This window comes from Chryseobacterium sp. OSA05B (assembly GCF_019970065.1).
GTDB lineage: Bacteria > Bacteroidota > Bacteroidia > Flavobacteriales > Weeksellaceae > Chryseobacterium.
In genome coordinates this window covers 657,558-679,811 of the sequence record NZ_JAHXYH010000003.1, presented here as the reverse complement: position 1 = coordinate 679,811, position 22,254 = coordinate 657,558, and the positions used below count along the sequence as shown (strand labels likewise).

The following is a 22,254-nucleotide window of genomic DNA, read 5'->3' as shown; positions in this document are numbered from 1 at the left end:
CCGTAATTTTCTCTGTTTTTATATTTATAATTTAGAGTATAAAAGATTATTAAATGAAATTACATTCCTTAAAAATTTCTGGGTATAAAAGACTAAAAGAAATTCAAGTATTATTTGGTGATGCGACATTTTTAATTGGACAAAACAATTGTGGGAAAAGCTCTATATTAAAAGCAGTCGATATACTTTTGTCAGGAAAGAAGCAATTGACAACAAATGATTATCACTCAATATTGGATGGAGAAAAGGGTGAAATAAAAGTTGATACAAATGTTATTACTCTTGAAGCTGAATTTAGAAACTTACCAATTGAGTCAAATAAATGGAGAGGTTTTAAGGGACGCATTTTTAATTATGAGATAGCGGAAGGTTCTCAAGAAACAGGATTGTCAGTTGTATATAGAAAAACTTACGAGTTGGGAAAGGATGTGATCATTGAATTTAAATCGAAAGTAAGAAAGATAAAAGAAGATTTTGAAAGCTGCAAAAAGCCTCAAGACTTTATTGATAAGGGTATTGAAGGAAGTTTGATGCAAAACTATTTTACTGAGCTTGATAAAAATATAACTATTAAGCAACTAGAGAAATTAGAAGAAATTGATGAAATTTGGGAAGTATCGGATGAGGAAACTTGGTTCAAAAACCCAGGAGGAATTCCAGGGAATGTACTTAAAATGTTACCAAGGTTCTTGTTAATTCCCATTGATGTTGGGGCTCATGAAATACAAGGAGCAGGAAATGGGGTGTTAAATAAAACACTAACTGAACTATTTGAAACTGTGCGAGAAAATTCAGATAACTTTAAGGGGGCTCAAGGATATCTTGAAAGCCTAGCAAAGGAACTAGACCCTTCTGATAATGAATCTGAATTTGGTAAAATGATGACTGATTTGAATAACGTACTTTCAAGTATTTTCCCAGATTCTAAGCTGCATGCTAGTACAAACTTGAGTGAGCCTTCGACTTTGAAACCATCTTTTAAAGTTGAAATGTCAAGTAATATTAAAACAGCAGTTGATGACCAAGGAACAGGAATGATTAGAGCAGCTGTTTTTGGAATGTTAAGATATAGACAAATGTGGTTGTCAAAAAAAGAAGATGAACATGCTCGATCAATTATAATATGCTTTGAAGAGCCTGAAACATATTTGCATCCAAGTGCAGCAAATCAAATGAGAGATGCTATATATGAGCTAAGTTCAGGATTATCCCAAATTGTTGCTTCAACACATTCGCCTTATCTAATAGATATCTCTAGAAAACCGAGACAAATTCTAAATAGACTACATAACAATAATAACCATGTAGATTGCCACACTTTCAGTGTAAGTGAGAAGTTTATTAAACTACAAGAAGATGATAAACAATATGTAAAAATGATTCTTAAAATTGATAATTATATTTCTCGAATATTTTTTACCAAGAATGTTATTATTATTGAAGGAGATACTGAGGATGTTTTGATTAAAGAAAGCTTAAGAAGATTAGACCGATCAAAATATTTAAAGATTTTGGCTGATTTTGAAGTGATAAAAGCAAGAGGGAAAGCAACGATAATTAGTTTAGTTAAATATTTGAAGTCCTTAGGAATCGATCCAATTGTAATTCATGACAATGACTTGAATGTTGCAAATGCTGCTAGATTTAATCAAAATATTTTAGAGGCTGTAGGAAATAAAGGAAAGATAATAAAAATGGATAACACGATAGAAGATGAAATTGGATATAAGTCAACGTATGAAAAACCATTTCATGCTTATAAACAAACTGAAAATTGGAAAGATTGGGACGATTTGCCTGAAAACTGGAAAAATAAGATGATAGAGATTTTTGCACCATACATTTAATTTTGGAAAATCTATTTACTAGTAATAAAATTTCTTTTAAATTACAAATTTCCCTACTTTCGTGTAAAGTAATTTCATGAAAAAAATCCTCTACACCCTTCTCATTCTCTCCACAACCACCATTTCCGCCCAAGGAAAGAAATTCTTCAAAAGTGGGGAAGTGCAGCTTCAGAATCCGGTAGAAAAAATTAACCTGAGATTTGCGAATGATCTGCCTTTTGTACAGGTAAGCATCAACGGGAAGTCCTACAATTTTCTTTTTGATACCGGTGCTCCTACCGTGATTTCTACGGCGGTTTATACTGAACTGGGCTTAGAGAAAAAACACAGAAGTACCGTAAAGGATTCACAGAAAAATAAACACGAACAGATTTTTACCATTCTGCCGGAAATGACTGTTGATAAAGCTGTTTTCAAGGATGTAGGTGCTGTGGTGATGGATTTCAGTATTTCTGAACTGAGCTGTTTTAAAATAGACGGTATTCTGGGAGCTAACCAAATGGCCAAGCTGTTCTGGAAAATCAATTACTCGGAAAACTCAATGGAAGCGTCAAAAGATCTTGCTCAGTTTAATCCTGCAGACTTTGATATTGTTATTCCTTTCAGTCCTAGAGCGCAGAAAACCCCTGTCGTAGAAACCGATTTACAGGGCAAAAAAATTGATCTCACTTTCGATACCGGATTTTCCGGAAGATTAAAAATCGCAGATAACGCGTATAATGCAGAAAAAGCTTTAAAGAGTGTAGAAGTATACGGAACGAACTCAGTGGGCGCTTACGGGGCTGCAAAGCCTGCTCCGGGCTATATTTTCAGGACAGCAGGTTTGTCTTTGGGCAACGAAAGCTTTTCAAATGAAATTATCGCCACCGGAAGCACAAGCCTGATCGGAAATGATTTCTTTAAAAACTTTATTTTCATCCTCGACTGGACCGGAAATAAAATCTACATGAAACGCATCAAAAATGAACCCGCCAAACTGGAGTCTTTCGGCTTCGGATACCGCTTTATAGATGCAAAACCTACCGTTGCTTTCGTATTCCAGGAAGAGAACTTCCCACTGAAAGTAGGAGATGCAATCATCAGCATCAACAATACCAATCTGGAAAATCTGGACAAAGATGGTGCTTGCCACTATTTCCTGAACAGAGTTGAAAGCGGGCAGAATGCCATCAATGTGAAGATCAGACGAGATGGAAAGGTGATGGAGGTGAAATTGGAGAAGAAGGAGTTTCTGAAAGTGTGATTTGATGTTTGAGTGTTTGAGAGTTTTAGGGTTTTAGGGTTTTAGGGTTCGTGCGTATATGCCTTTTGTGGTTGAAAAAATATAAAAGTCTTTAGATTGTACCAATATTTTTAAACTTTAACTATTAATATTTTAATCTTTTAATAGTGTTTAAGGTAAGCTTTACTTTAAGTGGAATCGCTTAAAAAAATCGTTTGATTTTTGTCTTAATTTTCCTTATTATCTTCATTGATCTTAATGGTTTAAAATAATTCAATCTGGAAAATCTGCAGGAGGTTAAAAATATATGGAAATCACACAAAGCCGTAGATCATAAAAAAAACCGTTCAAATTGCTTGAACGGTTTTCTAGTAAAATTGAAATTAAAGTTATGCGTGTCTGGATTTCTTCCTCATTTGGGAAGAATTCATTTTTCTGGTAAGGGAGCTGATAAATACAAGTCCAAATCCCAGATAAGCTGCAAATGCAGTTAGATATACTACTAAGCTGTTAAAGCCTGGTTTGGTAGCATAGATAAAATATACCAATACGGAAAAAACAGCAAAGCTTAACAGGAGCATCAGGCTCCAGATATTCATTTTTGCGGCATCTTCATTTCTCTTAAAAATCATTTCAAAAAAGTCTCTCATCATAATCACTTTTTAAGGGTTATACATCTTTTTTCCGCTCTTCGATAGAACGGTCCGGAATTATTCCGTTATACATTAATAGCGCACGGATCATGGTTATACTTGGCTAAGGTCATGATCATATGGCCGTTTGATTGTCTTACATCAGGGTATACTTTAAGCTACCCAGAAAGTTTTAATTAAGAAGCAGTATTGAATCCGAATAAAGGATCCATGAGCTTTGACACCGTACACAGGTTCATCGTAAAAATGGAATTGATAAGAGGTTTATCGCTTCCGTTGTATACGGTATCTAAGGAAAAAGGAGGATATCAATATGATGATAGCCTTATTCCGGCTCAGCGGAAACTGAATATTCCGCGGAAACTTTTTCTCATCGTTTGTGCTTAAATAATTTTTTTTCAATGATTTAGCTTGCGAATTTCATGCCAAAGTGAAGTTTTTAGCTTGTTTTTGTTGTTAAGTAACTTTAAGTTTGCATAAATCTACCATAAGTGACTCCGGAAAGTTTAGAAGAAAATATACAGAGTATTGCTGCCAGACTTATAAAACTGGCAGAAGAACAATGTTGGAATAAAATATCCCATCAACTTACTTTTATCGTTTCAGATTTTAATGAATTCGGAGAAGACTTTCAGGAAAGGCGACAATTGAGGAATAAGATCAACAGATATAAAGCACCGTTGCCATTAGATGCTGTTATTGAAGTAGTAAAGAAAGAGTATCAGGATCTGTATGATATTAATCTTTACATTTTTAAAGCATTACGGAAAGAAACGATTATCGAAATTCAGTATTACAGAAAATCAAATATGGAGCCCGATGATTATGAGAAAATAAAAGATAATCCCCCAATGCTTCATGCTAAAATTACCAAGCCCGGTTATTCTTTGGAAGGAGAGAAGTTTGATGTTAACTGGGAATCGGGTGGTGGATTGAGGCATTACTGGAAAAGTATTCTTTATGAATTCAAATACAGAAGAATGATGAAAAAGCTGAAAAAGTAAGAACGGTATAAAATCTGTGAAATTATTTAACCACAAAAGTCTCAAAAGTTTTTTAACACTTTAGCTATTTTTAAGGTGAATACTTCGAAAACAGGGAGTTCACATAAGTCTTTTAAAAATCAAAGATTTTTTTACTTACAATACGTAAATCTGCGCGATCTGAGGAATCTGCGGGAGATTTTTCAGACAAAGATTAAATAAAAAAATCAACAAGTTAATCATGGAAAGTCGTTAGTTTCTTCAAAATCAACTTGTTGACAGTATCTTTCACTTGTAAAGGCAAAAGTATTTTAAAGGTAAAATCTTACCAGTTCTTATCAATCATATAAACAATCTGCGTCATCGCCGTAGCACCCAAAAGAAGCTCTCTTCTGTTCACCTTTTCAAATGTATCCTCTTCTGTGTGGTGGATGTCAAAATACCTCTGGGAATCAGGAACTAATTCAGCCGTAGGAACTCCCATATCGTGAAGCGGGTAAATATCCGTCCCCGAATATCTGCCTTCAAAATTGTAAACGCCATAAGGCAGGAACAATCCAGCCCAGCTTTTGATCTGATTTCTTTTTTGGTCATCCATTTCCAGAGAAATACCTCTAGGAGCAAAACCTCCGGCATCAGATTCCAGGGCAAAAAGATGTTTCTCGTTTTTTTCTTTCACTGTTTTTCCATACTGGATGCCACCTTTTACACCGTTTTCTTCATTAGCGAAACAAACAACTCTGATCGTATGATTGTTTTTAAGGCCTAATTTTTTAAACGTTCTTAGAACTTCAATGCTCTGAACAATTCCGGCACCGTCGTCATGTGCTCCTTCCCCTACATCCCACGAATCGAGATGTCCTCCGACTACGATCACGCTCTGGTCTTTTTTACCCGTTATTTCACCAATAACAGAATGGGAGAGCTTCTCGTCCTTCATTCCACAATTGGAGTTCAGTTTTGCGGTTATTTTCTGCGATTTTAAAAGCGCTTCAAGCTCGTCTGCTGTTGTACTTCCGATAGCTATAGCCGGAATCTTCAACACTTTATCCTCATAGCGCATCGCTCCGGTGTGTGGAACATCGTCAAAAGCTGAGGACAGGGATCTTACTATGGCAAATTTTCCGCCTTTTTTAGCCGTTAATGAAGCAGCCGTTACCCTGTATTTGGCAGCATCGCCGTAGCCTCTGAATGTTTCCACAAAAGACTGATTGAAAGCATAGTTAAAGAACACAATCTTATCCTTTACTTGATCTGCCGAAAGCTTGTCATATTCTTCCATAGATTTCACGATGATAATCTCACCGGAAACATCTTTTCCGCCTGTTCCTTCTGAATTTCCAAGGGAAAGCATCTTCAGGTTTTTCCATTTTCCGTCTGGTGTTTTGATCTGCAGGGATTCTTTTCCTCTGGTCCATACCGGAACCATTACTTCCTGAAGCCATACTTTATCGGCACCGGCATCACGAAGCTTCTGTTCTGCCCATTTTACAGCTTTATCGTACGCTGTGGAACCGCTGAGACGGTGGCCAATGTTTTTGCTTAAATCCCTAAGCTCTGTGTAGCCTTTTCCGTTGTTCAGGATTTCCGTAGAAATTTTACTGAACTGTATCGAATCTTCTTTAGACTGGCCAAAAGCAGCCATTCCTAAAAATAATAATGAAGTTCCAATTATCTTTTTCATAGTTTACCAGTTTTTATCGATCATATAAATAAGTTGAGTCATGACCGCTGCACCCAGAAGGAGCTCTCTGCGGTTGACTTTTTCAAAGGTGTCTTCTTCCGTATGGTGAATGTCAAAATAACGTTGAGGATCAGGAACTAGTTCTGCCGTAGGAACTCCCATTTCATGCAGCGGAGCAATATCTGAACCTGAGTATTTTCCCTCAAAATTATAGACTCCGTAAGGCAGGAACAGATTAACCCAGCTTTGGATCTGTTTTCTGTTGTTGTCATTCATTTCCAGGGAGATTCCTCTCGGAGAAAAACCTCCGGCGTCAGATTCTATCGCAAAAAGATGCTTTTCATTGCTTTCTTTTGCTGTTTTTCCGTATTGCTTTCCACCTTTTGTACCGTTTTCTTCATTGGCAAAACAGACCGCTCTGATAGTATGGTTATTTTGAATGCCTAATTTCTTAAACGTTCGTAAAACCTCAATACTCTGCACTATGCCGGCACCATCGTCATGAGCGCCTTCCCCTACATCCCAGGAATCGAGATGTCCCCCGACTACGATAACGCTCTGGTCCTTTTTACCCATGATTTCACCAATCACAGAATGGGAAAGTTTCTCACCTTTCATGCCACAGTTAGAGTTGAGTTTTGCTATAACTTTTTTGTCTTTTAATAATAATTCCAACTCATCAGCTGTTGTATTTCCGATAGTCACAGCAGGAACTTTTGAAATATTATCATCATACCGCATATTACCGGTGTGGGGAATATCGTCAAATGCTGATGATAAAGATCTTATGACCGCAAACTTTCCGCCTTTCTGAGCCGTTAAATTAGCCGCCGAACGTCGGTAAGCTGAGGCTTCTCTGTAAGAAATAAAAGTTTGCACATGTGATTGATTAAAAGGGTAGTTAAAGAATACAATCTTATCCTTTACTTGATATGCAGGAAGCTTGTCATATTCTTCTAAAGATCTTACCATAATAATCTCGCCCGATACATCTTTTCCGCCTGTCCCTTCAGAATTTCCCAGCGAAAGCATTTTTAGTTTCTTCCATGTTCCATCCGTTGTTTTGATCTGCAAAGATTCTTTTCCTCTGACCCAAACCGGAATCATCACTTCCTGAAGCCATACTTTATCAGCTCCGGCATCACGTAATTTCTGTTCTGCCCATTTCACCGATTTTTCATAAGTTTCACTTCCGCTCAGACGGTTTCCAATGTTTTTGGTAAGGTCTTTTAAGTCGGTATAGCCTTTTCCGTTGTTCAGGATTTCTGTTGAGATCTTACTGAACTGGATGGAGTCTTCTTTTGACTGCCCGAAAACAGCCATTCCTGCTAATAAAAGGGAAAGAATGACAGTCTTTTTCATGCTACCAGTTTTTATCGATCATAAAGATGAGCTGTGTCATGGCAACAGCACCCAAAAGAAGTTCTCTTTTGTTCACTTTATCAAAAGTATCTTGTTCAGAGTGATGGAAATCGAAGTACCTTTGAGTATCTACCACCAGTTCAGCCAAAGGAATATCCAGCTTTTTCAGTGGTGATATATCCTGAATAGCTTCAGTCTGGTCAAAATCATAAATCCCGTAAGGAAGGAAATAATTCTTCCATTCGAAAATCTGCTTTCGTCTTTGTGGCGGCATATCTAATGAAAATCCTCTTGGTGAATAGCCTCCCGCATCTGTTCCTAAAGCAAAAACATGTTTTTCATCCCTTTTTTTCACATAGGCTGCATACATCTCGCGTCCTTGTCCTCCGTTTTCGCTGTTGGCATAAAAGACAACTCTTATCGTATGATTATTTTCAACACCAAGCGCTTTGAATGTTCTTAAAACTTCAATGCACTGTGCAATACCGGTTCCGTCATCAACAGCGCCTTCCCCAAAATCCCACGAGTCTAATTGAGCTCCTAAAACGATTACTTTAGCATCCTTTTTACCTTGAATTTCAGCAATAATATTGGGATTGGTGGTATCGCCCTTTGACTGTGCAGTCATATTTATTTTGGCAGTAACCTTTTGATTTTTAAGTAATTTTTCTAATTCGTCAGCAGATCTTACTCCAATGGATAGGGCAGGAATTCTTACTTTGTCATCAGGTTCGTAATACACCATTTTTGCATGGGGTGTATCATCCATTGCAGTTGTTAATGATCTTATAATTAAGGCTTTTGCTCCTGTTTTTGCAATCACGGAAGCTGAAATTAATTTGGATTTTGCGGTTGCTAGATAAGAATCATTTGTATTAATGATCTTTGGATCCATTGGAAGATTAGCGAAAACTATTTTACCTTTCAATTGCCCTACGGACATGGCATTAAGTTCGGAAGTTGAATTGATTAAGACAATATCCCCCGTGAGATCTTTTCCGCCTGTTCCTTCAGAATTTCCGAAAGAGAGCATTCTGATGTTTTTCCAATCCCCATTAGCCGTTTTTATCTCCAGGGATTCTTTTCCCCTAATCCATACCGGAGCTTTAGCTTCCATTCTCCAGATCATTTCAATGCCGATAGATTTGAGCTTTTTTTCTGCCCATTCCACCGCTTTTATATAACCGGAAGTCCCACTGAATCGTGGACCGATTCCTTTGGTAAGCTCGCCGAGATTTTCATAAGCTGCGCCGTTGGTCATGATCTCGTCCGAGATCTTTTTAAATTCATCGTGATAGTTGAATTTCGCCGTGGTCGCCTTTTTTACAGGTTTTTTCTGTGGCTTTTTTTGAGAAAATAAAAATCCACTCAAAAAGAGTGGAAGTATAATGAAGATTTTTTTCATTTTTTATTTACCTTTCTTTTTCCGCTTATAAAAGTAGGGAAAAATTAGTAATTTATTAAGGTTTCATATCGTACATTAACAGTGCTGTAACCAATTTCGGTTCGATGAATGTACATTTTGGAGGCATGCTCAGCTTCAGGTCTGAAATTTTAATCATATCATTGAAACTCACCGGATAGATTCCGAAGCCTACTTTTCCTTCACCATTGTCTATTTTTTCCTTTAAATAATTAATACCCTGAAGGTTGGAAGTTCCTTTTGCGTAGGAGATCTTCTCAGAGCTGTCCGAATTTTCTATTTTAAGGATATTTTTGAAAATGTATTTGTCTAAAAGATGGTGGTCAAGATTGTCCAGCGACATCTCTCTTGAACGGAGATCATGCTTCACGTGAAGCGAGTAGAACTTACCGTCCAGGTACATTGAAATATGGAATTTCTGAGAAGGGAAATAAGATGTTTCGCCTTTTTCGTGGATTAGGAAGTACTGGTCCAGCTCTTTTAAAAATTCTTCACTGGAAAGTCCGTTAAGATCACTCAAAATCCTGTTGTAATCGTGAATCTTGATGGACTGGTTGGATACGATGAAACTGTATACAAAATTATAGGCTTCCGTACCGTTGTGTCTCTTGTTTTTCTCTTTATGATGCTTGGCATTCAGGGCGGTAGATCCGATCCTGTGGTGGCCATCTGCAATGTAGAAAGAGTCGATCTGATCGATTACTTCTTTGAATTGCTGAAGTTTCAGACGGTTGTCTATTCTCCATATTTTATGTCTGATCCCGATAGAATCGATATGGTTGAAAATAGGAACATTCTTCTCTTCATGATTCATCAGAAGTTCAATCTTGGAATTCGAAGGGTAGGTAAGAAGCACCGGTTCAGCCTGAAGGCTTACTTTTTCCAGATAATGAGCCAGTTTTTCCTTTTTCTGAGGAATGGTACTTTCATGTCTTTTGATCTTTCCGTTCCAGAAATCTTCAATACTGGCTAATCCAAGCAAGCCTCTGAAAATCTGTTTGTTGGGATAGATCTGCTCATAAAGATAGTACGCAGAACTGTCCTGGATCAGTTTCTTTTCATCCAGAAGTTCTTCAAACGTTGAACGGATCTTCCTTAAATTCCGGTCAATATCTTTGGATTTACTTACAACATAGGGTTTAATCATGTTGATGTAAGTATTTTCAACTTGAGCTTTCTCTGCAATCTCCTCTTGGGTGAAATTGTCCAGCGGATGCGTAGGGAAAGTGCTCTCAAAGTCTTTATGAGGTCTGATTCCACGGAAAGGTTTAAAAACAGGCATATTTTATCTTATGGTTTCTTTTTGTAGCTTAATAATTTGTTCTGCAAGTTCTGCGCCGATTTTTTCCTGAGCATCCACTGTGTTTCCTCCTACGTGCGGAGAAAGGGATAGTGCAGGGTTCATCAGCAAAGGTAGTTCCGGACTTGGCTCGTTTTCAAAAACGTCCAGTGCCGCTCCCGCCACTTTTTCAGATTCGATGAAATCCAGAAGAGTTACTTCATTGATGACACCGCCTCTTGCAGTATTCACGATGTAGACGCCGTCTTTCATTTTTTCAAACTGAGGCGTGTCTATGATATATTCATTCGTTTTTGGGGTATTGATGCTGATGAAGTCGGTATCTTTAAGGAAAGCATCCATATCATTGGTGGAAGTGATCTCAAAATTTAGACTTTGTCCGTCAAAAAAGTCCAGGGTAAGAACTTTTGTCTTCGGGTTTTTTGTCAATACTTTGATTTTCATTCCCAGTGCGATTCCTATTTTCACCACTTCCTGACCTATACTTCCAAAGCCGATCACTCCAAGTGTTTTTCCTGAAAGTTCATATGCTTTACTGAATGACTTTTTCATGGCATTGAAATGAGTTTCCCCTTCCAATGGCATCAGCCGGTTCGATTCGTGAAGGAATCTTGCCAATGCGAAAAAGTGTCCGAAAACAAGTTCAGCTACTGATTTTGAAGATGCTGTAGGCGTGTTGATCACTTTGATGCCTTTGCTTTTAGCATAGTCTACGTCAATATTATCCATTCCGATACCTCCGCGTCCTATGATTTTTAGGCTGGGGCATGCATCGATCATGTCCTGTCTTACTTTCGTCGCGCTTCTTACCAAAAGAATATCCACGTTGTTTTCATTAATGAAATTGATCACGTGGTCCTGTGCCACTCTATTGGGCAGGACTTCAAATCCTGCTTCTGTAAGGGCCAGTTCTCCTGTTTTTGAGATTCCGTCGTTTGCTAAAACTTTCATGTGTTATTTAGATTTAAAGATTGAAAAATTCAGCTGTTTAATCAGTATTAAATCGGGGCGCAAATTAATAAATTTTTATTAACTGCTCTCAATCTTTCAATCTTTGAATTTTTTATGCTTAAATTATTTAATTGATCTCATTACGTCAACAAGAACCTGCACACTTTCAATAGGTAAAGCATTGTATAAGCTAGCTCTGTATCCGCCCAGACTTCTGTGTCCGTTCAGTCCGCTGATTCCTGCAGCTTTCCATGCATTGTCAAATTCTTCTTTTTTGCTTTCGTCGATCAGTTTAAAAGAAACATTCATAAGAGAACGGTCTTCTTTTACGCAGAACGTTTCAAAAAGAGGATTGCTGTCAATCTCATCGTACAACAGTTTTGCTTTCGCTTCATTTCTTGCTTCTGCTGCTGCAATACCACCATTCTTCTCTAAGTACTTTAACGTAAGAAGGGAAGCATAAACCGGGAAAACCGGAGGTGTATTGTACATAGATTCTTTAGAGATGTGCTGAGAATAATCAAGGATAGACAACATGTTTTCTCTTCCTGTCTTTCCAAGAATTTCTTTTTTGATCACTACCAAAGTTACCCCTGCAGGTCCCATGTTTTTCTGAGCCCCGGCATAGATCAGATCAAATTTAGAAAAATCCAGCTGTCTTGAAAAAATATCAGAACTCATATCGCAAACCATCAGCGTATCCACTTCCGGGAAAGATTTCATCTGAGTTCCGTAGATGGTATTGTTTGAGGTACAGTGGAAATAATCATATTCTGAACCTACCATATAATCTTTAGGAATGAAAGAATAGTTTTCTTCTTTGGAAGAACCTACCACATCTACAGTTCCTAGTTTTTTAGCTTCTTTTACAGCACCTGCCGCCCAAGTTCCCGTATCGGTGTAAGCAGCTTTTCCGCCTACTTTCAACAGGTTGTAAGGAACCATCGCAAACTGCAGGCTTGCACCGCCTCCTAAATAAAGTACTTCATAATCATCGCCAAGGTTCATCAGTCTTTTCACAATGGCACGCGCTTCGTCCATTACAGCAACAAAATCCTTGCTTCTGTGCGAAATTTCAAGAAGAGACAATCCAATACCGTTAAAATCTAAAATAGCTTCTGCTGATTTTTCGAATACCTCCTGAGGTAAGATGCATGGCCCTGCGCTGAAGTTGTGCTTTTTGCTCATATTTTTACTTTTTTGGTTGTGCAAGAATTTTACGGACTTGCGGTTTTGTTATTGATATTTTACTAGATTCTTTGAGATTTGTAGTTAAAAAAACCGCCTCAACGCTGAGACGGAGCCTTTATTATTCACCGTGTAAGAAAGCTTTTTTGTTAAGCAGCGCTTCATCAGATTCTACGTGGTCTTCATCAGGAACACAACAATCTACCGGGCAAACCGCTGCACACTGAGGTTCTTCATGGAATCCTTTACATTCCGTACATTTATCGGTTACAATGAAATATACATCATCACTCACAGGTTCCTGCGGCGAATCTGCGTCTACAGTAAGTCCTGACGGCATGGTCACGGTACCTGCCAGAGCGGTACCTTCAGAAGCTTTCCAGTCTACGGCCCCTTCATATATGGCATTATTTGGGCATTCCGGTTCACAGGCACCGCAATTAATGCATTCATCAGTTATTTTAATAGCCATCGCTAATTTTTTTTAAATTTGCACAAAATTACAAAATATTCCCCAATTTAAAAGTAATAATGAATATCGAAAATCAAGTTTTAGGACTTATTAAGTTAAGCGAGTATATAAAAGAGTTTTTAGCAAAGGATTCCGCGGATTATAATGATCATGATAACGAGTTTGAATCGCTGTTGAAAAGGTCTGAAATAGAAAATCCGTGGTTTACCATGGAAAATCAGAAGTTTGCGCTCACAGAGTGGACTCATCTTCTGACTCAGGAAAATATAAATAACTGGATCGGAAATTATTCCGTTTCCAAAGTTCCCAAAAGAGTAGGACTGATTCTGGCAGGGAATATTCCTCTGGTTGGGCTTCACGATGTGATATCCGTGGTCTTAAGCGGTCATATTCCATTGATCAAATTATCTTCAAAGGACAAGCGGATGGTTCCGTTCCTTTTGGAAAAATGGAATGAATTTTCCGGAGGTGCCATTCAGTTTGAATTTGTTGAAAAATTGGAGAATTTTGATGCGGTAATCGCGACGGGAAGTAACAATACTGCGAGATATCTTGAGTATTATTTCAAAAACCATCTAAGCATCATCAGAAAGAACAGAACGTCTGCTGCCGTTCTGAAAGGAGATGAGACTCCTGAAGAACTTCAGCTTCTGGCCGAAGATATTTTCAGATATTTCGGACTTGGATGCAGAAATGTGACAAGAATTTTTATTCCGGAGGATTTTGTAATCGACAGATTGTTTGAAAGTTTTACAGGATTCGAAGATATTATCAACCATCATAAGTATGCCAACAATTATGATTACAACAGAGCGGTTTACCTTCTGAACCGTGATCTGTTCTGGGATAATAACTTTGTGATGCTGAAAGAGGATGATAAGCTTTTCAGTCCGCTTTCCGTGATCAATTTCAGCAGATACTCATCACTTGATGAAGTGAAAAATTTTATCACTGAGAATGAGCAGGATATTCAATGTATCGTAGCCAAAGATGAGCTTGGATTGGATTCCATTCCTTTTGGAGAGGCTCAGCATCCGGCTCTGGATACCTATGCCGATAATGTGGATACAATGAAATTTTTGGAAGTGGTCTGATTTTCGTATCTTAACTCACTTATTTCACCAAATACCAAAATAGATTATGAAGAAAATATTTTTAGGACTTACGTTGCTTGCGGCACAGCTGATGTTTGCTCAGAAAGTGACCGGAGTTAAGGTTGAAAAGGCGCAAAAAGAGGTGCCTTCACAGCTGAGCAAAGAGAAGATTAATTTGTATAATGACAATTTTCTCAAGTTTGTTGAAGCACTTAAATCTTCTGACCGACCGGCTATAGATGCGCTTCTTTCAGATAAAGTGAAAGAAATCGTGACGGATGATGTTCTGAAAAAGGTGAAGGAAGGCTTTGAAGTGAACAAAAAGCTGGAAATTTTAAAAACGGGCTACCACAAATTAATGGACGGGTCCAGTTTGCCTAGCATCAATTATAAATACGCCGGAGAGTCTTCCTCAAAAGAGGTAATTATGGCCGTATTTGAAGAGGATGGAAAGATCCTTGGAGTGCTGCCGGCGAAGAAAGATAAATAATTAATTCAAACAATAAAAAATACTAACTATGATGACAGATGTGTTAGTTGCTCATTCCTCGGATGTGGAAAAGGCGGCTTTTTACAGAAAAACGTACTTACATGTTGCTTTATCAATCCTTGCATTTATCGGGGTTGAAACTATTTTATTGAAAACGGTTCCGGTAGAAATTATTGCGATGATGTTCGGGCAGAAATATACATGGCTGCTGATCATCGGTGTTTTCTGGCTGGCTTCTATGCTGGCTTCCAAATGGTCGCTTTCGCAGAGCAGAACCACACAGTATTTCGGATTAGGTTTTTACATCATTCTGGAAGCTCTGATCTTTATGCCCATGCTTTATATAGCAGCGGGAATGCAGGGTGGAGGAAATATTATTTTCCAGGCTGCGATGCTTACGATTGCGATGTTTGCAGGACTTTCACTGATCGCATTTACTTCTAAAAGAGATTTTTCATTCTTAAGAAATATCATTATTATCGGAGGTTTTCTTTCGATTGGATTGATTGTAGCGGGAGCTATTTTCGGATTCAATTTAGGGCTTTGGTTCTCAGTAGGAATGATGGTATTGGCTTCTGCAAGTATCCTGTATGAAACCAGCAAGCTTAAAAATGTTTATACAACGGGACAATATGTGGGAGCTTCTTTACAGCTTTTCGCCTCTATTATGCTGTTGTTCTGGTATATTCTTAGAATCTTTATGAGCAGAAGAAGTTAATTCCAGTTATAAGTTTTAAGTGATGAATGATGAATTTTAGACATTATTCTAACTTCAGTATACAATCCTGGTGATTCATTCATAAGGATTTTTTTATTTGTAATTTTTAAATCTTTGAATGCTTCAATCTTTCAATTTTTAACCACAAATAGCACAAATGATTCCACAAATATCACAATTGACAGGCTAGAATATTTGTGTCATTAGTGTAAAAAATTAGTGTCATTAGTGTTTTAATAAAACATTTGAACCCAAAAAAATCCTGATGACATTCATCGGGATTTTTAATAGGATTCTTTAATCTATATAAACAACGGCAACCGCATCAGCAATGGCATATTACAGAAGCTTTGAAGCACGTGTTATCAATTAAAATTAAAGAATGGAGAAAATATAGTATCGAGGAAAGCCTCAGTAGTATTGTATTTTAATCTTTTATTAATTAAATCTTTAAATGATCAAATAAAGAAAAAAACTATTTATCAATAGATCCTAAGACCTTCTGTGCAAAAGAATTTAAAGCGTCTTTTTCGCTCATTCCGTTCTGAACGCTGGCGTGTACTTCCAAAGCACCACAGATATTGGTGATCAGTTCTCCTGCTACGTTTAGATCTTCTTCACTGGTTCCTCTGAATTCGCAGAAGCTTTCTAAAACCTCTAACGTTTTTTCAAGGTTCTCAGGAGTCTGGTTCTGATAAAACTGTCTGATTACGGGTAATTTCATTATTGTAATTCGTTAAAAAGGTTAATTAAACTTTCTGCCTGGTTGCTCTGTACCTGGTTTACCAATTCACCGTTTTTGAAAACTGCGAAAGTAGGAAGGTTGTCTACGGTAGCTAATTTTCGGCTTTCAGGAAGCTTTTCAGCATCTACGTACAGAAATGGAATTTCTTCGTTTTCTGAGGCTAATTTTTTGAATTTAGGCTTCATGATTCTGCAGTTTCCGCACCATGTGGCGCCATACTGAACCACTACTTTTTCATTATCGTTAACGATATTTTGTAAGGTATCTTCTGTTAATTCTGTGTACATGTTGTTGATGTGTTAATGAGATGATTTGATGATGTGTTATTTGAAAGGTGTCAATAAGCAAATTGGGTATTTTGCCTGATCTGTAAAAAGGAATGAGATAATTTGAAATGATCAGCAAAGTTCATCGGCAAATTATCTCATTGCCATATTAACACATTATATTAGTTCTTAGCTAAGTATTCTGCAGTAGAAGTTCTGTCTGCTTTCATAGCATCTTTTCCTTCTTCCCAGTTGGCAGGACATACTTCACCGTGTTTCTGAACGTGTGTGTAAGCGTCGATCAGTCTTAAATATTCTTTCACGTTTCTTCCTAATGGCATATCGTTTACAGACTCATGGAAGATTTTTCCAGTTTCGTCGATAAGATAAGTTGCTCTGTACGTTACATTAGAACCTGTGAAAGTTTCCTCTCCATCTTCATTATATTCGAAATCCTGGTCTACGATTCCTAAGATGTTAGCCAGCTGTCTGTGAGTGTCAGCTAAAAGCGGGTAAGTTACCCCTTCGATACCTCCGTTATCTTTTGCTGTGTTCAACCATGCAAAGTGTACCTCGTTAGTATCACAAGAAGCACCGATTACTTTAGTGTTTCTTTTAGCGAATTCACCTAAAGCATCCTGGAAAGCGTGAAGCTCTGTAGGGCATACGAAAGTGAAATCTTTTGGATACCAGAATAAGATTACTTTTTGCTGGTTAGAAGTAGCTTCTTCAAGGATGTTGATTCTAAGATCGTCACCCATTTCAGACATAGCATCGATTGTTACATTTGGGAATTTTTTTCCTACTAAAGACATAATTTTCTGTTTTTATATTTAAATTTCTAGTGCAAATATATAAATATTCCATCTATCGAACAAATGAATATCGATAAATAAAATCTATAATTGTTTTTAATGTTTTTAAAGAAAAAAGCCCTGAAATCAGAGCTTTTTGTTTAGTTTATATTAAATTTTTAACAAGTCTAAATTAAATTTATGAATTGAAAGGGGCCAACAATTCCTTGATTCTTTTCATCGCTTCTCTAAGGTCTTCTTCAGAAGCTGCGTAAGAGAAACGGATGCATTCAGGACTTCCGAAAGAAACTCCGCCTACGCAGCCTACATGAGCGTGCTCCAGTAAGAACATAGCGAAATCATCAGAATCTTTAATCTCCGTACCATTCAGTGTTTTTCCGATATAATGGGAAACATCCGGGAAGAAGTAGAAAGCTGCTTTTGGAAGCACCACTTTAAATCCTGGAATTTCTTTCATGAGATCATAGACAATATCTCTCCTTTTCTGGAAAGCATCGATCATGTATTTGTATTCCGAAGGATCTGTTTTTAAAGCGGTAATGGAAGCTCTCTGTGCCATTGTATTGGCTCCGCTGGTCATTTGCCCCTGGATCTTTTCACAAGCTTTAGCCAGCCATTCCGGACAGGCTGAATACCCGATTCTCCACCCTGTCATCGCAAATGCCTTAGACATTCCGTTGATCACGGCAGTCTGCTCATATACTTCCGGGAACTGAGCGATAGAAGTGGTTTTCGTTTCGTAATTGATGTACTCATAGATCTCATCTGAAATCACGGTCACATGAGGATGTTTGGCAATGACTTTCGCCATAGACTTAAGCTCGTCATACGTATAATACCCACCGGATGGGTTACACGGAGAACTGAAAAGAATCGCTTTTGTTTTATCTGTGATAAATTCTTCAAGCTGCTCAGCCGTTATTTTGAAATCTGTAACATAAGAAGTCGGAAGCATGACGGAAGTTCCGCCCATCATTTTCACCATTTCATCGTAGCTTACCCAATATGGAGCAGGAAGCAGTACTGCATCACCGTCATTGATCACTGATGCTAGTACATTCAGGATCGCCTGTTTGGCTCCGTTGGAAACGCAGATCTGCGAAGGCTTATATTCAAGATTGTTGTCTCTTTTTAATTTATAGGCTACTGCTTCACGAAGTTCAAGAAACCCTGGAACAGGAGAGTAGTGGCTGTAATTTTGGTTGATGGCATCAAAAGCGGCCTGTTTTATATTATCCGGCACATCAAAATCCGGTTCGCCGAGGGTAAGACTGATCACATCAATGCCGGCGGCCTTCATTTCTCTTGCTTTGTTTGACATGACGAAAGTCTGTGAGTAACCTAATCTCTTTACTCTATCTGAAAGTTTATCCATGTGGGTCTTTTTGAATTTTAACAAATATATAATAAAAACGTTTCGCCGGGAAATAAAAGTGAGGCCGGAAAAAAAGATTTTTGTCAGGTTTCAATTTATTCACTAGATTTGGAAATGGCTGATTCAGCCTGTGTTCAGGAGTGTTTTAACAATATATCATTAACAATGTACAGACTTTTGTTTCTATTATGGGCTTCTTTTTTTTCTGCCCAGAGCTACCGTTTTGTTTACGAATACAAAATGAAACCCGATGCCGCGAAGAAAGATTCAGTAATAATGGATTATATGAATCTCGATACGGACGGGAAAAAGTCGTATTTCCAGAATGGAGTAAAATATGAACGGGATTCTACTTATAACGCGGATAAAAGCTATCCGGCTCTTTTGAAAAGCAGGCAGTACGACCGTAATTTGAATTATACTGTAGAAAAAGATTATGCTAAAAAGACGATTAATTTTTACGACAAATACAAAACCGTAAGCATTATAACCTCGGATAATGAAGCTCCGAAGTGGAACATTGAGAACGATTTCAAAAAAATCAATAATATGAACTGTCAGAAAGCAGTAGCCGATTATAAAGGCAGAAAATGGGAAGCGTGGTTCAGCAAAGATTTTCCGGTAAATGACGGTCCTTATAAATTCAGCGGACTTCCAGGGCTTGTTGTCTCTGTGAAAGACAGCGAAAATGATCACGTTTTTGATTTGGTTCAAATTAAAAAAATAAGTACAGTGACTTCTTTTGTTCCTAAAAATAATAAGCAGATGACCCATACTGAATACAGAAAGCTTATTAAGAACTACACCTTCACATCGGCGGATGATATTGCGGGGATGAATGTAGATTCCAAAACAGGTGTCATCGGGCTGGAACTGAAAGACGGTTATGTAACCAAACTGGATTACAATGAACTCAAGAAAAGCGGAAAACAGATGGATGCTTTGATTGCGAAGAAATTAATGATGACCAATAACCCCATTGAAAAAGATTAAAAATAAACAGAGGCTGCCTAAAGGCAGTCTTTTTTATGTCCGTACAACAGTTTAACAAAATTTGATCTTTGTAAAAATCTTGTATGAAATGGTATTAGGGAAATCCTATATTTTGTATATTTAATCCTTCTTATATCCATCCTATGAAATATTCTCTTCTTCTGTTGCTGATTCCTTTTGTCGGTTTTTCACAGACCCGTTCAAAAGACGATGAAATAAAGAAATACGTTTCTGAAGTAAGTTCAGATTCTTTACAATCCTATATCAACAAGCTTGTCGGATTTCATACCAGGCATACTTTAAGCGCAGTAGATGATAAGAATCAGGGTATAGGAGCGGCAAGGAACTGGGTGCTCGGAAAATTTAAAGAATATGCCAAAAATTCCGGCGGGAGAATGGAAGTGTATCTTCAGCAGGAAGATATTCAGCCCGATGGAAAAAGGTTAGACAAGGTGACCAATCTGGGAAATCCTGTGGCTTTTCTGAAAGGCACAGATCCCAATGATAAAAGAATTTTCCTGATTTCCGCGCACCTGGATTCACGGGTGACGGATGTAATGAACAGGACCTCATTTGCTCCCGGCGCCAATGATGACGGCAGTGGAGTAAGCGCAGTCATAGAATCGGCAAGAATTCTTAGCAGGTCTTCATTTCCGGCTTCTGTTATTTTCGTGACTTTTTCGGGAGAAGAACAGTCGTTGCTTGGATCTAAACTTCTGGCAGAGAAAGCTAAAAAAGAAAACCTGCAGATAGAAGCTGTCCTGAATAATGATATGATCGGAAATCCTAAAGCCGGAGAAACCGGAGAAGTCAATAACCGGACCCTGAGGGTTTTCAGTGAAGGATTGCCTTACGCAGGGCTTGATAAAAAAGCTATGAGCATAAGAAATATCGGCCTTGAGAATGATGGCGAATCCCGGCAATTAGCCCGTTATATCAAAGAAATTGCAGAAAAATATGTGAAAGGACTTGAAGTAAAACTGATTTACAGAAACGACAGGTTCCTGCGCGGAGGCGATCATTCCAGCTTTGTCAATGAAGGCTTTCCTTCTGTGAGACTTACTGAATATTATGAAAATTATGACCATCAGCATCAGGATGTAAGAGTAGAAAATAACAAACAATATGGTGATCTTCCCGAGTTTATAGACTACAACTATCTGAAAAGAAATGTGGCCGCAAATATTGCCGTTCTGGCCAGTCTTGCCAAAGCCACTTCAAAACCGGAACGGGTAGAAATAAAAGTCAAGGAACTCACCAATTCTACCACGTTGCAGTGGGAAAAGCCAAAATCTGGGATGCCGGCAGGATATTTTATTCTCGTGAGAGAAACGGATAGTCCTGTATGGCAGAAAAAGATATGGACTAAAGAACTGACCATTAAAATTCCGCTTTCCAAGGATAACTATATTTTTGCTGTACAGACTGTCGATCAGTTCGGAAATCTGAGCATTCCTGTTATTCCGGGTATTGCGAGATAATCAGAAAAGATAAATTAAAGTCCGGCCTGGACAACTCGATTTGAATACAATAGAAATAAAACTTATTTTTGCGGATTATAATAATTCATATGGCAGCGACGTTACTATTAAAATACTTTCCGGATCTTACAGAGAAGCAGATCGAGCAGTTTAACCAATTGGAAAAACTGTATAATGAATGGAATGAAAAAATCAATGTGATCTCCAGAAAAGATATGGAATCGCTGTATGAAAAGCACGTTCTGCATTCTTTGGGAATTGCGAAAGTAATGGAATTTGCTCCCGGTACAAAAGTTCTGGACATCGGAACCGGCGGAGGTTTCCCGGGGATTCCACTGGCGATTTTGTTTCCGGAGACCCAATTTACGCTGGTAGATTCTATCGGGAAGAAGATCACTGTGGTGAAAGCAGTGGCAGAAGGAATTGGACTGACGAATCTTACGGCTATTCACGGAAGAGCGGAAAAGGTGAAAGAAAAATTCCATTTTGTAGTGAGTCGAGCAGTAACCCAAATGCCGGAATTCCTGAGATGGCTGAAAGGAAAGTTTGAAAAAGAACAGATCAATCCCAAACATAACGGAGTTTTATATTTAAAAGGCGGAGATCTTGCTGAAGAACTGGCCGGAATTAAATGTGAAATATTCAATCTTAAAAACTATTTTGATGAAGAGTTTTTTGATACTAAAAAAGTGATTTATGTATCAAAAGGTAATTTTAGTTCTTAATTTTATAAAATTGAAAGATAATTTTTGCTGAATTTTTATTAATAATCGGTAAATTAGAGGGTATGAAAAATCTTTTGAAATTTGGATTTTCCGTATTGTTTTCAGGACTGGTTTTTGTCTCCTGTGAAGATGATGATTACCAGACCATACAGTCCATAGCCAAAATAAAGATCGACAGTGTGAAGGTCATGAAAGATACCATGGATGTGTATACAATACAGAGCATTAAGACGTATTCTACTTATCCGTCCCAATGTGAAGGGTTTTACGGATATGATTATATTCAAGACAGCAGCCTTGGAAGATCTGTTACCGCTTACAAATATACTGCCGAAGGCCCTTGCGCGCAATCTGCTCATGTAGGAGCAAGCCAGATCAATTTTAGTCCGCGACAGACCGGAACTTATACTTTTAAGTTTTGGAACGGAGGCAACAACTGGATCACCAAAACAATTGTAGTTGAATAA

General features: G+C 37.9%; 23 protein-coding genes. 11 read left to right on the top strand and 12 right to left on the bottom strand.

Annotation, left to right across the window (positions count from 1 at the left end):
* Positions 1-53: 53 nt before the first annotated feature.
* Positions 54-1,847 carry an ATP-dependent endonuclease gene (locus tag LC419_RS15280; RefSeq protein WP_223608174.1) on the top strand — a complete coding sequence of 598 codons (1,794 nt, stop codon included), beginning with the start codon at positions 54-56 and terminating at the stop codon, positions 1,845-1,847.
* A 76-nt stretch (positions 1,848-1,923) separates the two neighbouring features.
* The gene (locus LC419_RS15275; RefSeq protein WP_223608173.1) at positions 1,924-3,090 is read left to right on the top strand and encodes a retropepsin-like aspartic protease; all 1,167 of its coding nucleotides are present in this window, start codon (positions 1,924-1,926) and stop codon (positions 3,088-3,090) included.
* A 368-nt stretch (positions 3,091-3,458) separates the two neighbouring features.
* On the opposite strand, the gene LC419_RS15270 is transcribed toward LC419_RS15275, so the two are convergent.
* Complete coding sequence (locus tag LC419_RS15270) at positions 3,459-3,722, bottom strand: hypothetical protein (protein ID WP_223608172.1); 264 nt, start codon at positions 3,720-3,722, stop codon at positions 3,459-3,461.
* A gap of 189 nt (positions 3,723-3,911) precedes the next feature.
* Between LC419_RS15270 and LC419_RS15265 the strand changes: the two genes are divergently transcribed.
* The gene (locus LC419_RS15265; protein ID WP_223608171.1) at positions 3,912-4,109 is read left to right on the top strand and encodes a hypothetical protein; all 198 of its coding nucleotides are present in this window, start codon (positions 3,912-3,914) and stop codon (positions 4,107-4,109) included.
* 104 nt (positions 4,110-4,213) lie between these two features.
* On the top strand, positions 4,214-4,726 hold the full coding sequence (locus LC419_RS15260; protein ID WP_223608170.1) for a hypothetical protein: 513 nt from the start codon (positions 4,214-4,216) through the stop codon (positions 4,724-4,726).
* Positions 4,727-5,030: 304 nt separating this feature from the next.
* Here the strand turns inward: LC419_RS15260 and LC419_RS15255 are convergent, their stop codons facing one another.
* The 7 genes from LC419_RS15255 to LC419_RS15225 all read right to left on the bottom strand — a co-directional run bounded on the left by LC419_RS15255 (position 5,031) and on the right by LC419_RS15225 (position 13,085).
* Positions 5,031-6,389 carry a M20/M25/M40 family metallo-hydrolase gene (locus LC419_RS15255; RefSeq protein ID WP_223608169.1) on the bottom strand — a complete coding sequence of 453 codons (1,359 nt, stop codon included), beginning with the start codon at positions 6,387-6,389 and terminating at the stop codon, positions 5,031-5,033.
* Between the two features lie 3 nt (positions 6,390-6,392).
* Entirely contained in the window at positions 6,393-7,751 is a 1,359-nt protein-coding gene (locus tag LC419_RS15250) for a M28 family peptidase (RefSeq protein WP_223608168.1), read from the bottom strand.
* 1 nt (position 7,752) lies between these two features.
* Positions 7,753-9,156: a M20/M25/M40 family metallo-hydrolase gene (locus LC419_RS15245; RefSeq protein ID WP_223608167.1), complete on the bottom strand. Its 1,404-nt coding sequence runs from the start codon at positions 9,154-9,156 to the stop codon at positions 7,753-7,755.
* Between the two features lie 55 nt (positions 9,157-9,211).
* The gene (locus LC419_RS15240; protein ID WP_223608166.1) at positions 9,212-10,456 is read right to left on the bottom strand and encodes a DUF1015 domain-containing protein; all 1,245 of its coding nucleotides are present in this window, start codon (positions 10,454-10,456) and stop codon (positions 9,212-9,214) included.
* A gap of 3 nt (positions 10,457-10,459) precedes the next feature.
* The gene (locus tag LC419_RS15235) at positions 10,460-11,425 is read right to left on the bottom strand and encodes a D-2-hydroxyacid dehydrogenase (protein ID WP_223608165.1); all 966 of its coding nucleotides are present in this window, start codon (positions 11,423-11,425) and stop codon (positions 10,460-10,462) included.
* A 123-nt stretch (positions 11,426-11,548) separates the two neighbouring features.
* Positions 11,549-12,613, bottom strand: a complete 1,065-nt coding sequence (serC, locus tag LC419_RS15230) for a 3-phosphoserine/phosphohydroxythreonine transaminase (protein WP_223608164.1) — start codon at positions 12,611-12,613, stop codon at positions 11,549-11,551.
* Between the two features lie 121 nt (positions 12,614-12,734).
* The gene (locus tag LC419_RS15225) at positions 12,735-13,085 is read right to left on the bottom strand and encodes a 4Fe-4S dicluster domain-containing protein (protein ID WP_062652257.1); all 351 of its coding nucleotides are present in this window, start codon (positions 13,083-13,085) and stop codon (positions 12,735-12,737) included.
* Positions 13,086-13,144: 59 nt separating this feature from the next.
* Here LC419_RS15225 and LC419_RS15220 point away from each other — a divergent pair, with 59 nt between their 5' ends.
* The 3 genes from LC419_RS15220 to LC419_RS15210 are packed head-to-tail and all read left to right on the top strand — an operon-like array spanning position 13,145 to position 15,387.
* A complete protein-coding gene (locus LC419_RS15220) occupies positions 13,145-14,179 on the top strand; it encodes an acyl-CoA reductase (protein WP_223608163.1) in 1,035 nt (344 codons plus the stop codon).
* A gap of 46 nt (positions 14,180-14,225) precedes the next feature.
* Complete coding sequence (locus tag LC419_RS15215; protein WP_223608162.1) at positions 14,226-14,669, top strand: peptidylprolyl isomerase; 444 nt, start codon at positions 14,226-14,228, stop codon at positions 14,667-14,669.
* A gap of 28 nt (positions 14,670-14,697) precedes the next feature.
* Complete coding sequence (locus LC419_RS15210) at positions 14,698-15,387, top strand: Bax inhibitor-1 family protein (protein ID WP_223608161.1); 690 nt, start codon at positions 14,698-14,700, stop codon at positions 15,385-15,387.
* Between the two features lie 475 nt (positions 15,388-15,862).
* Here the strand turns inward: LC419_RS15210 and LC419_RS15205 are convergent, their stop codons facing one another.
* From LC419_RS15205 to LC419_RS15190, 4 genes are all read right to left on the bottom strand, one after another.
* A complete protein-coding gene (locus LC419_RS15205) occupies positions 15,863-16,111 on the bottom strand; it encodes a hypothetical protein (RefSeq protein WP_034727575.1) in 249 nt (82 codons plus the stop codon).
* Positions 16,111-16,419, bottom strand: coding sequence for a co-chaperone YbbN (locus LC419_RS15200; protein WP_034727578.1), 309 nt, complete (start codon positions 16,417-16,419; stop codon positions 16,111-16,113). Before LC419_RS15200 ends, LC419_RS15205 begins: the two co-directional genes overlap by 1 nt.
* A gap of 161 nt (positions 16,420-16,580) precedes the next feature.
* Positions 16,581-17,213 (bottom strand): peroxiredoxin, encoded by a 633-nt coding sequence (locus tag LC419_RS15195; RefSeq protein ID WP_034727580.1) that lies wholly within the window; start codon positions 17,211-17,213, stop codon positions 16,581-16,583.
* A 178-nt stretch (positions 17,214-17,391) separates the two neighbouring features.
* A complete protein-coding gene (locus LC419_RS15190) occupies positions 17,392-18,588 on the bottom strand; it encodes a pyridoxal phosphate-dependent aminotransferase (RefSeq protein WP_223608160.1) in 1,197 nt (398 codons plus the stop codon).
* Positions 18,589-18,753: 165 nt separating this feature from the next.
* On the opposite strand from LC419_RS15190, the gene LC419_RS15185 reads away from it, so the two are divergent.
* From LC419_RS15185 to LC419_RS15170, 4 genes are all read left to right on the top strand, one after another.
* Complete coding sequence (locus tag LC419_RS15185; RefSeq protein WP_223608159.1) at positions 18,754-19,581, top strand: GLPGLI family protein; 828 nt, start codon at positions 18,754-18,756, stop codon at positions 19,579-19,581.
* Between the two features lie 143 nt (positions 19,582-19,724).
* Positions 19,725-21,062, top strand: a complete 1,338-nt coding sequence (locus tag LC419_RS15180) for a M20/M25/M40 family metallo-hydrolase (protein ID WP_223608158.1) — start codon at positions 19,725-19,727, stop codon at positions 21,060-21,062.
* An 89-nt stretch (positions 21,063-21,151) separates the two neighbouring features.
* Positions 21,152-21,787: a 16S rRNA (guanine(527)-N(7))-methyltransferase RsmG gene (rsmG, locus tag LC419_RS15175; protein ID WP_223608157.1), complete on the top strand. Its 636-nt coding sequence runs from the start codon at positions 21,152-21,154 to the stop codon at positions 21,785-21,787.
* Positions 21,788-21,849: 62 nt separating this feature from the next.
* Positions 21,850-22,254, top strand: a complete 405-nt coding sequence (locus LC419_RS15170; RefSeq protein ID WP_223608156.1) for a hypothetical protein — start codon at positions 21,850-21,852, stop codon at positions 22,252-22,254.

Excerpts from the sequence above, each read along its gene's own strand:
- LC419_RS15240 (WP_223608166.1), bottom strand. The coding sequence starts at position 10,456 with ATGCCTGTTTTTAAACCTTTCCGTGGAATCAGACCTCATAAAGACTTT.
- LC419_RS15215 (WP_223608162.1), top strand. The coding sequence starts at position 14,226 with ATGAAGAAAATATTTTTAGGACTTACGTTGCTTGCGGCACAGCTGATG.
- LC419_RS15180 (WP_223608158.1), top strand. The coding sequence starts at position 19,725 with ATGAAATATTCTCTTCTTCTGTTGCTGATTCCTTTTGTCGGTTTTTCA.
- LC419_RS15200 (WP_034727578.1), bottom strand. The coding sequence starts at position 16,419 with ATGTACACAGAATTAACAGAAGATACCTTACAAAATATCGTTAACGAT.
- LC419_RS15235 (WP_223608165.1), bottom strand. The coding sequence starts at position 11,425 with ATGAAAGTTTTAGCAAACGACGGAATCTCAAAAACAGGAGAACTGGCC.
- LC419_RS15280 (WP_223608174.1), top strand. The coding sequence starts at position 54 with ATGAAATTACATTCCTTAAAAATTTCTGGGTATAAAAGACTAAAAGAA.
- LC419_RS15190 (WP_223608160.1), bottom strand. The coding sequence starts at position 18,588 with ATGGATAAACTTTCAGATAGAGTAAAGAGATTAGGTTACTCACAGACT.
- LC419_RS15245 (WP_223608167.1), bottom strand. The coding sequence starts at position 9,156 with ATGAAAAAAATCTTCATTATACTTCCACTCTTTTTGAGTGGATTTTTA.
- rsmG (WP_223608157.1), top strand. The coding sequence starts at position 21,152 with ATGGCAGCGACGTTACTATTAAAATACTTTCCGGATCTTACAGAGAAG.
- LC419_RS15250 (WP_223608168.1), bottom strand. The coding sequence starts at position 7,751 with ATGAAAAAGACTGTCATTCTTTCCCTTTTATTAGCAGGAATGGCTGTT.
- LC419_RS15210 (WP_223608161.1), top strand. The coding sequence starts at position 14,698 with ATGATGACAGATGTGTTAGTTGCTCATTCCTCGGATGTGGAAAAGGCG.
- LC419_RS15185 (WP_223608159.1), top strand. The coding sequence starts at position 18,754 with ATGTACAGACTTTTGTTTCTATTATGGGCTTCTTTTTTTTCTGCCCAG.
- LC419_RS15205 (WP_034727575.1), bottom strand. The coding sequence starts at position 16,111 with ATGAAATTACCCGTAATCAGACAGTTTTATCAGAACCAGACTCCTGAG.
- LC419_RS15220 (WP_223608163.1), top strand. The coding sequence starts at position 13,145 with ATGAATATCGAAAATCAAGTTTTAGGACTTATTAAGTTAAGCGAGTAT.
- LC419_RS15225 (WP_062652257.1), bottom strand. The coding sequence starts at position 13,085 with ATGGCTATTAAAATAACTGATGAATGCATTAATTGCGGTGCCTGTGAA.
- LC419_RS15195 (WP_034727580.1), bottom strand. The coding sequence starts at position 17,213 with ATGTCTTTAGTAGGAAAAAAATTCCCAAATGTAACAATCGATGCTATG.
- LC419_RS15270 (WP_223608172.1), bottom strand. The coding sequence starts at position 3,722 with ATGATGAGAGACTTTTTTGAAATGATTTTTAAGAGAAATGAAGATGCC.
- LC419_RS15170 (WP_223608156.1), top strand. The coding sequence starts at position 21,850 with ATGAAAAATCTTTTGAAATTTGGATTTTCCGTATTGTTTTCAGGACTG.
- LC419_RS15255 (WP_223608169.1), bottom strand. The coding sequence starts at position 6,389 with ATGAAAAAGATAATTGGAACTTCATTATTATTTTTAGGAATGGCTGCT.
- LC419_RS15275 (WP_223608173.1), top strand. The coding sequence starts at position 1,924 with ATGAAAAAAATCCTCTACACCCTTCTCATTCTCTCCACAACCACCATT.
- serC (WP_223608164.1), bottom strand. The coding sequence starts at position 12,613 with ATGAGCAAAAAGCACAACTTCAGCGCAGGGCCATGCATCTTACCTCAG.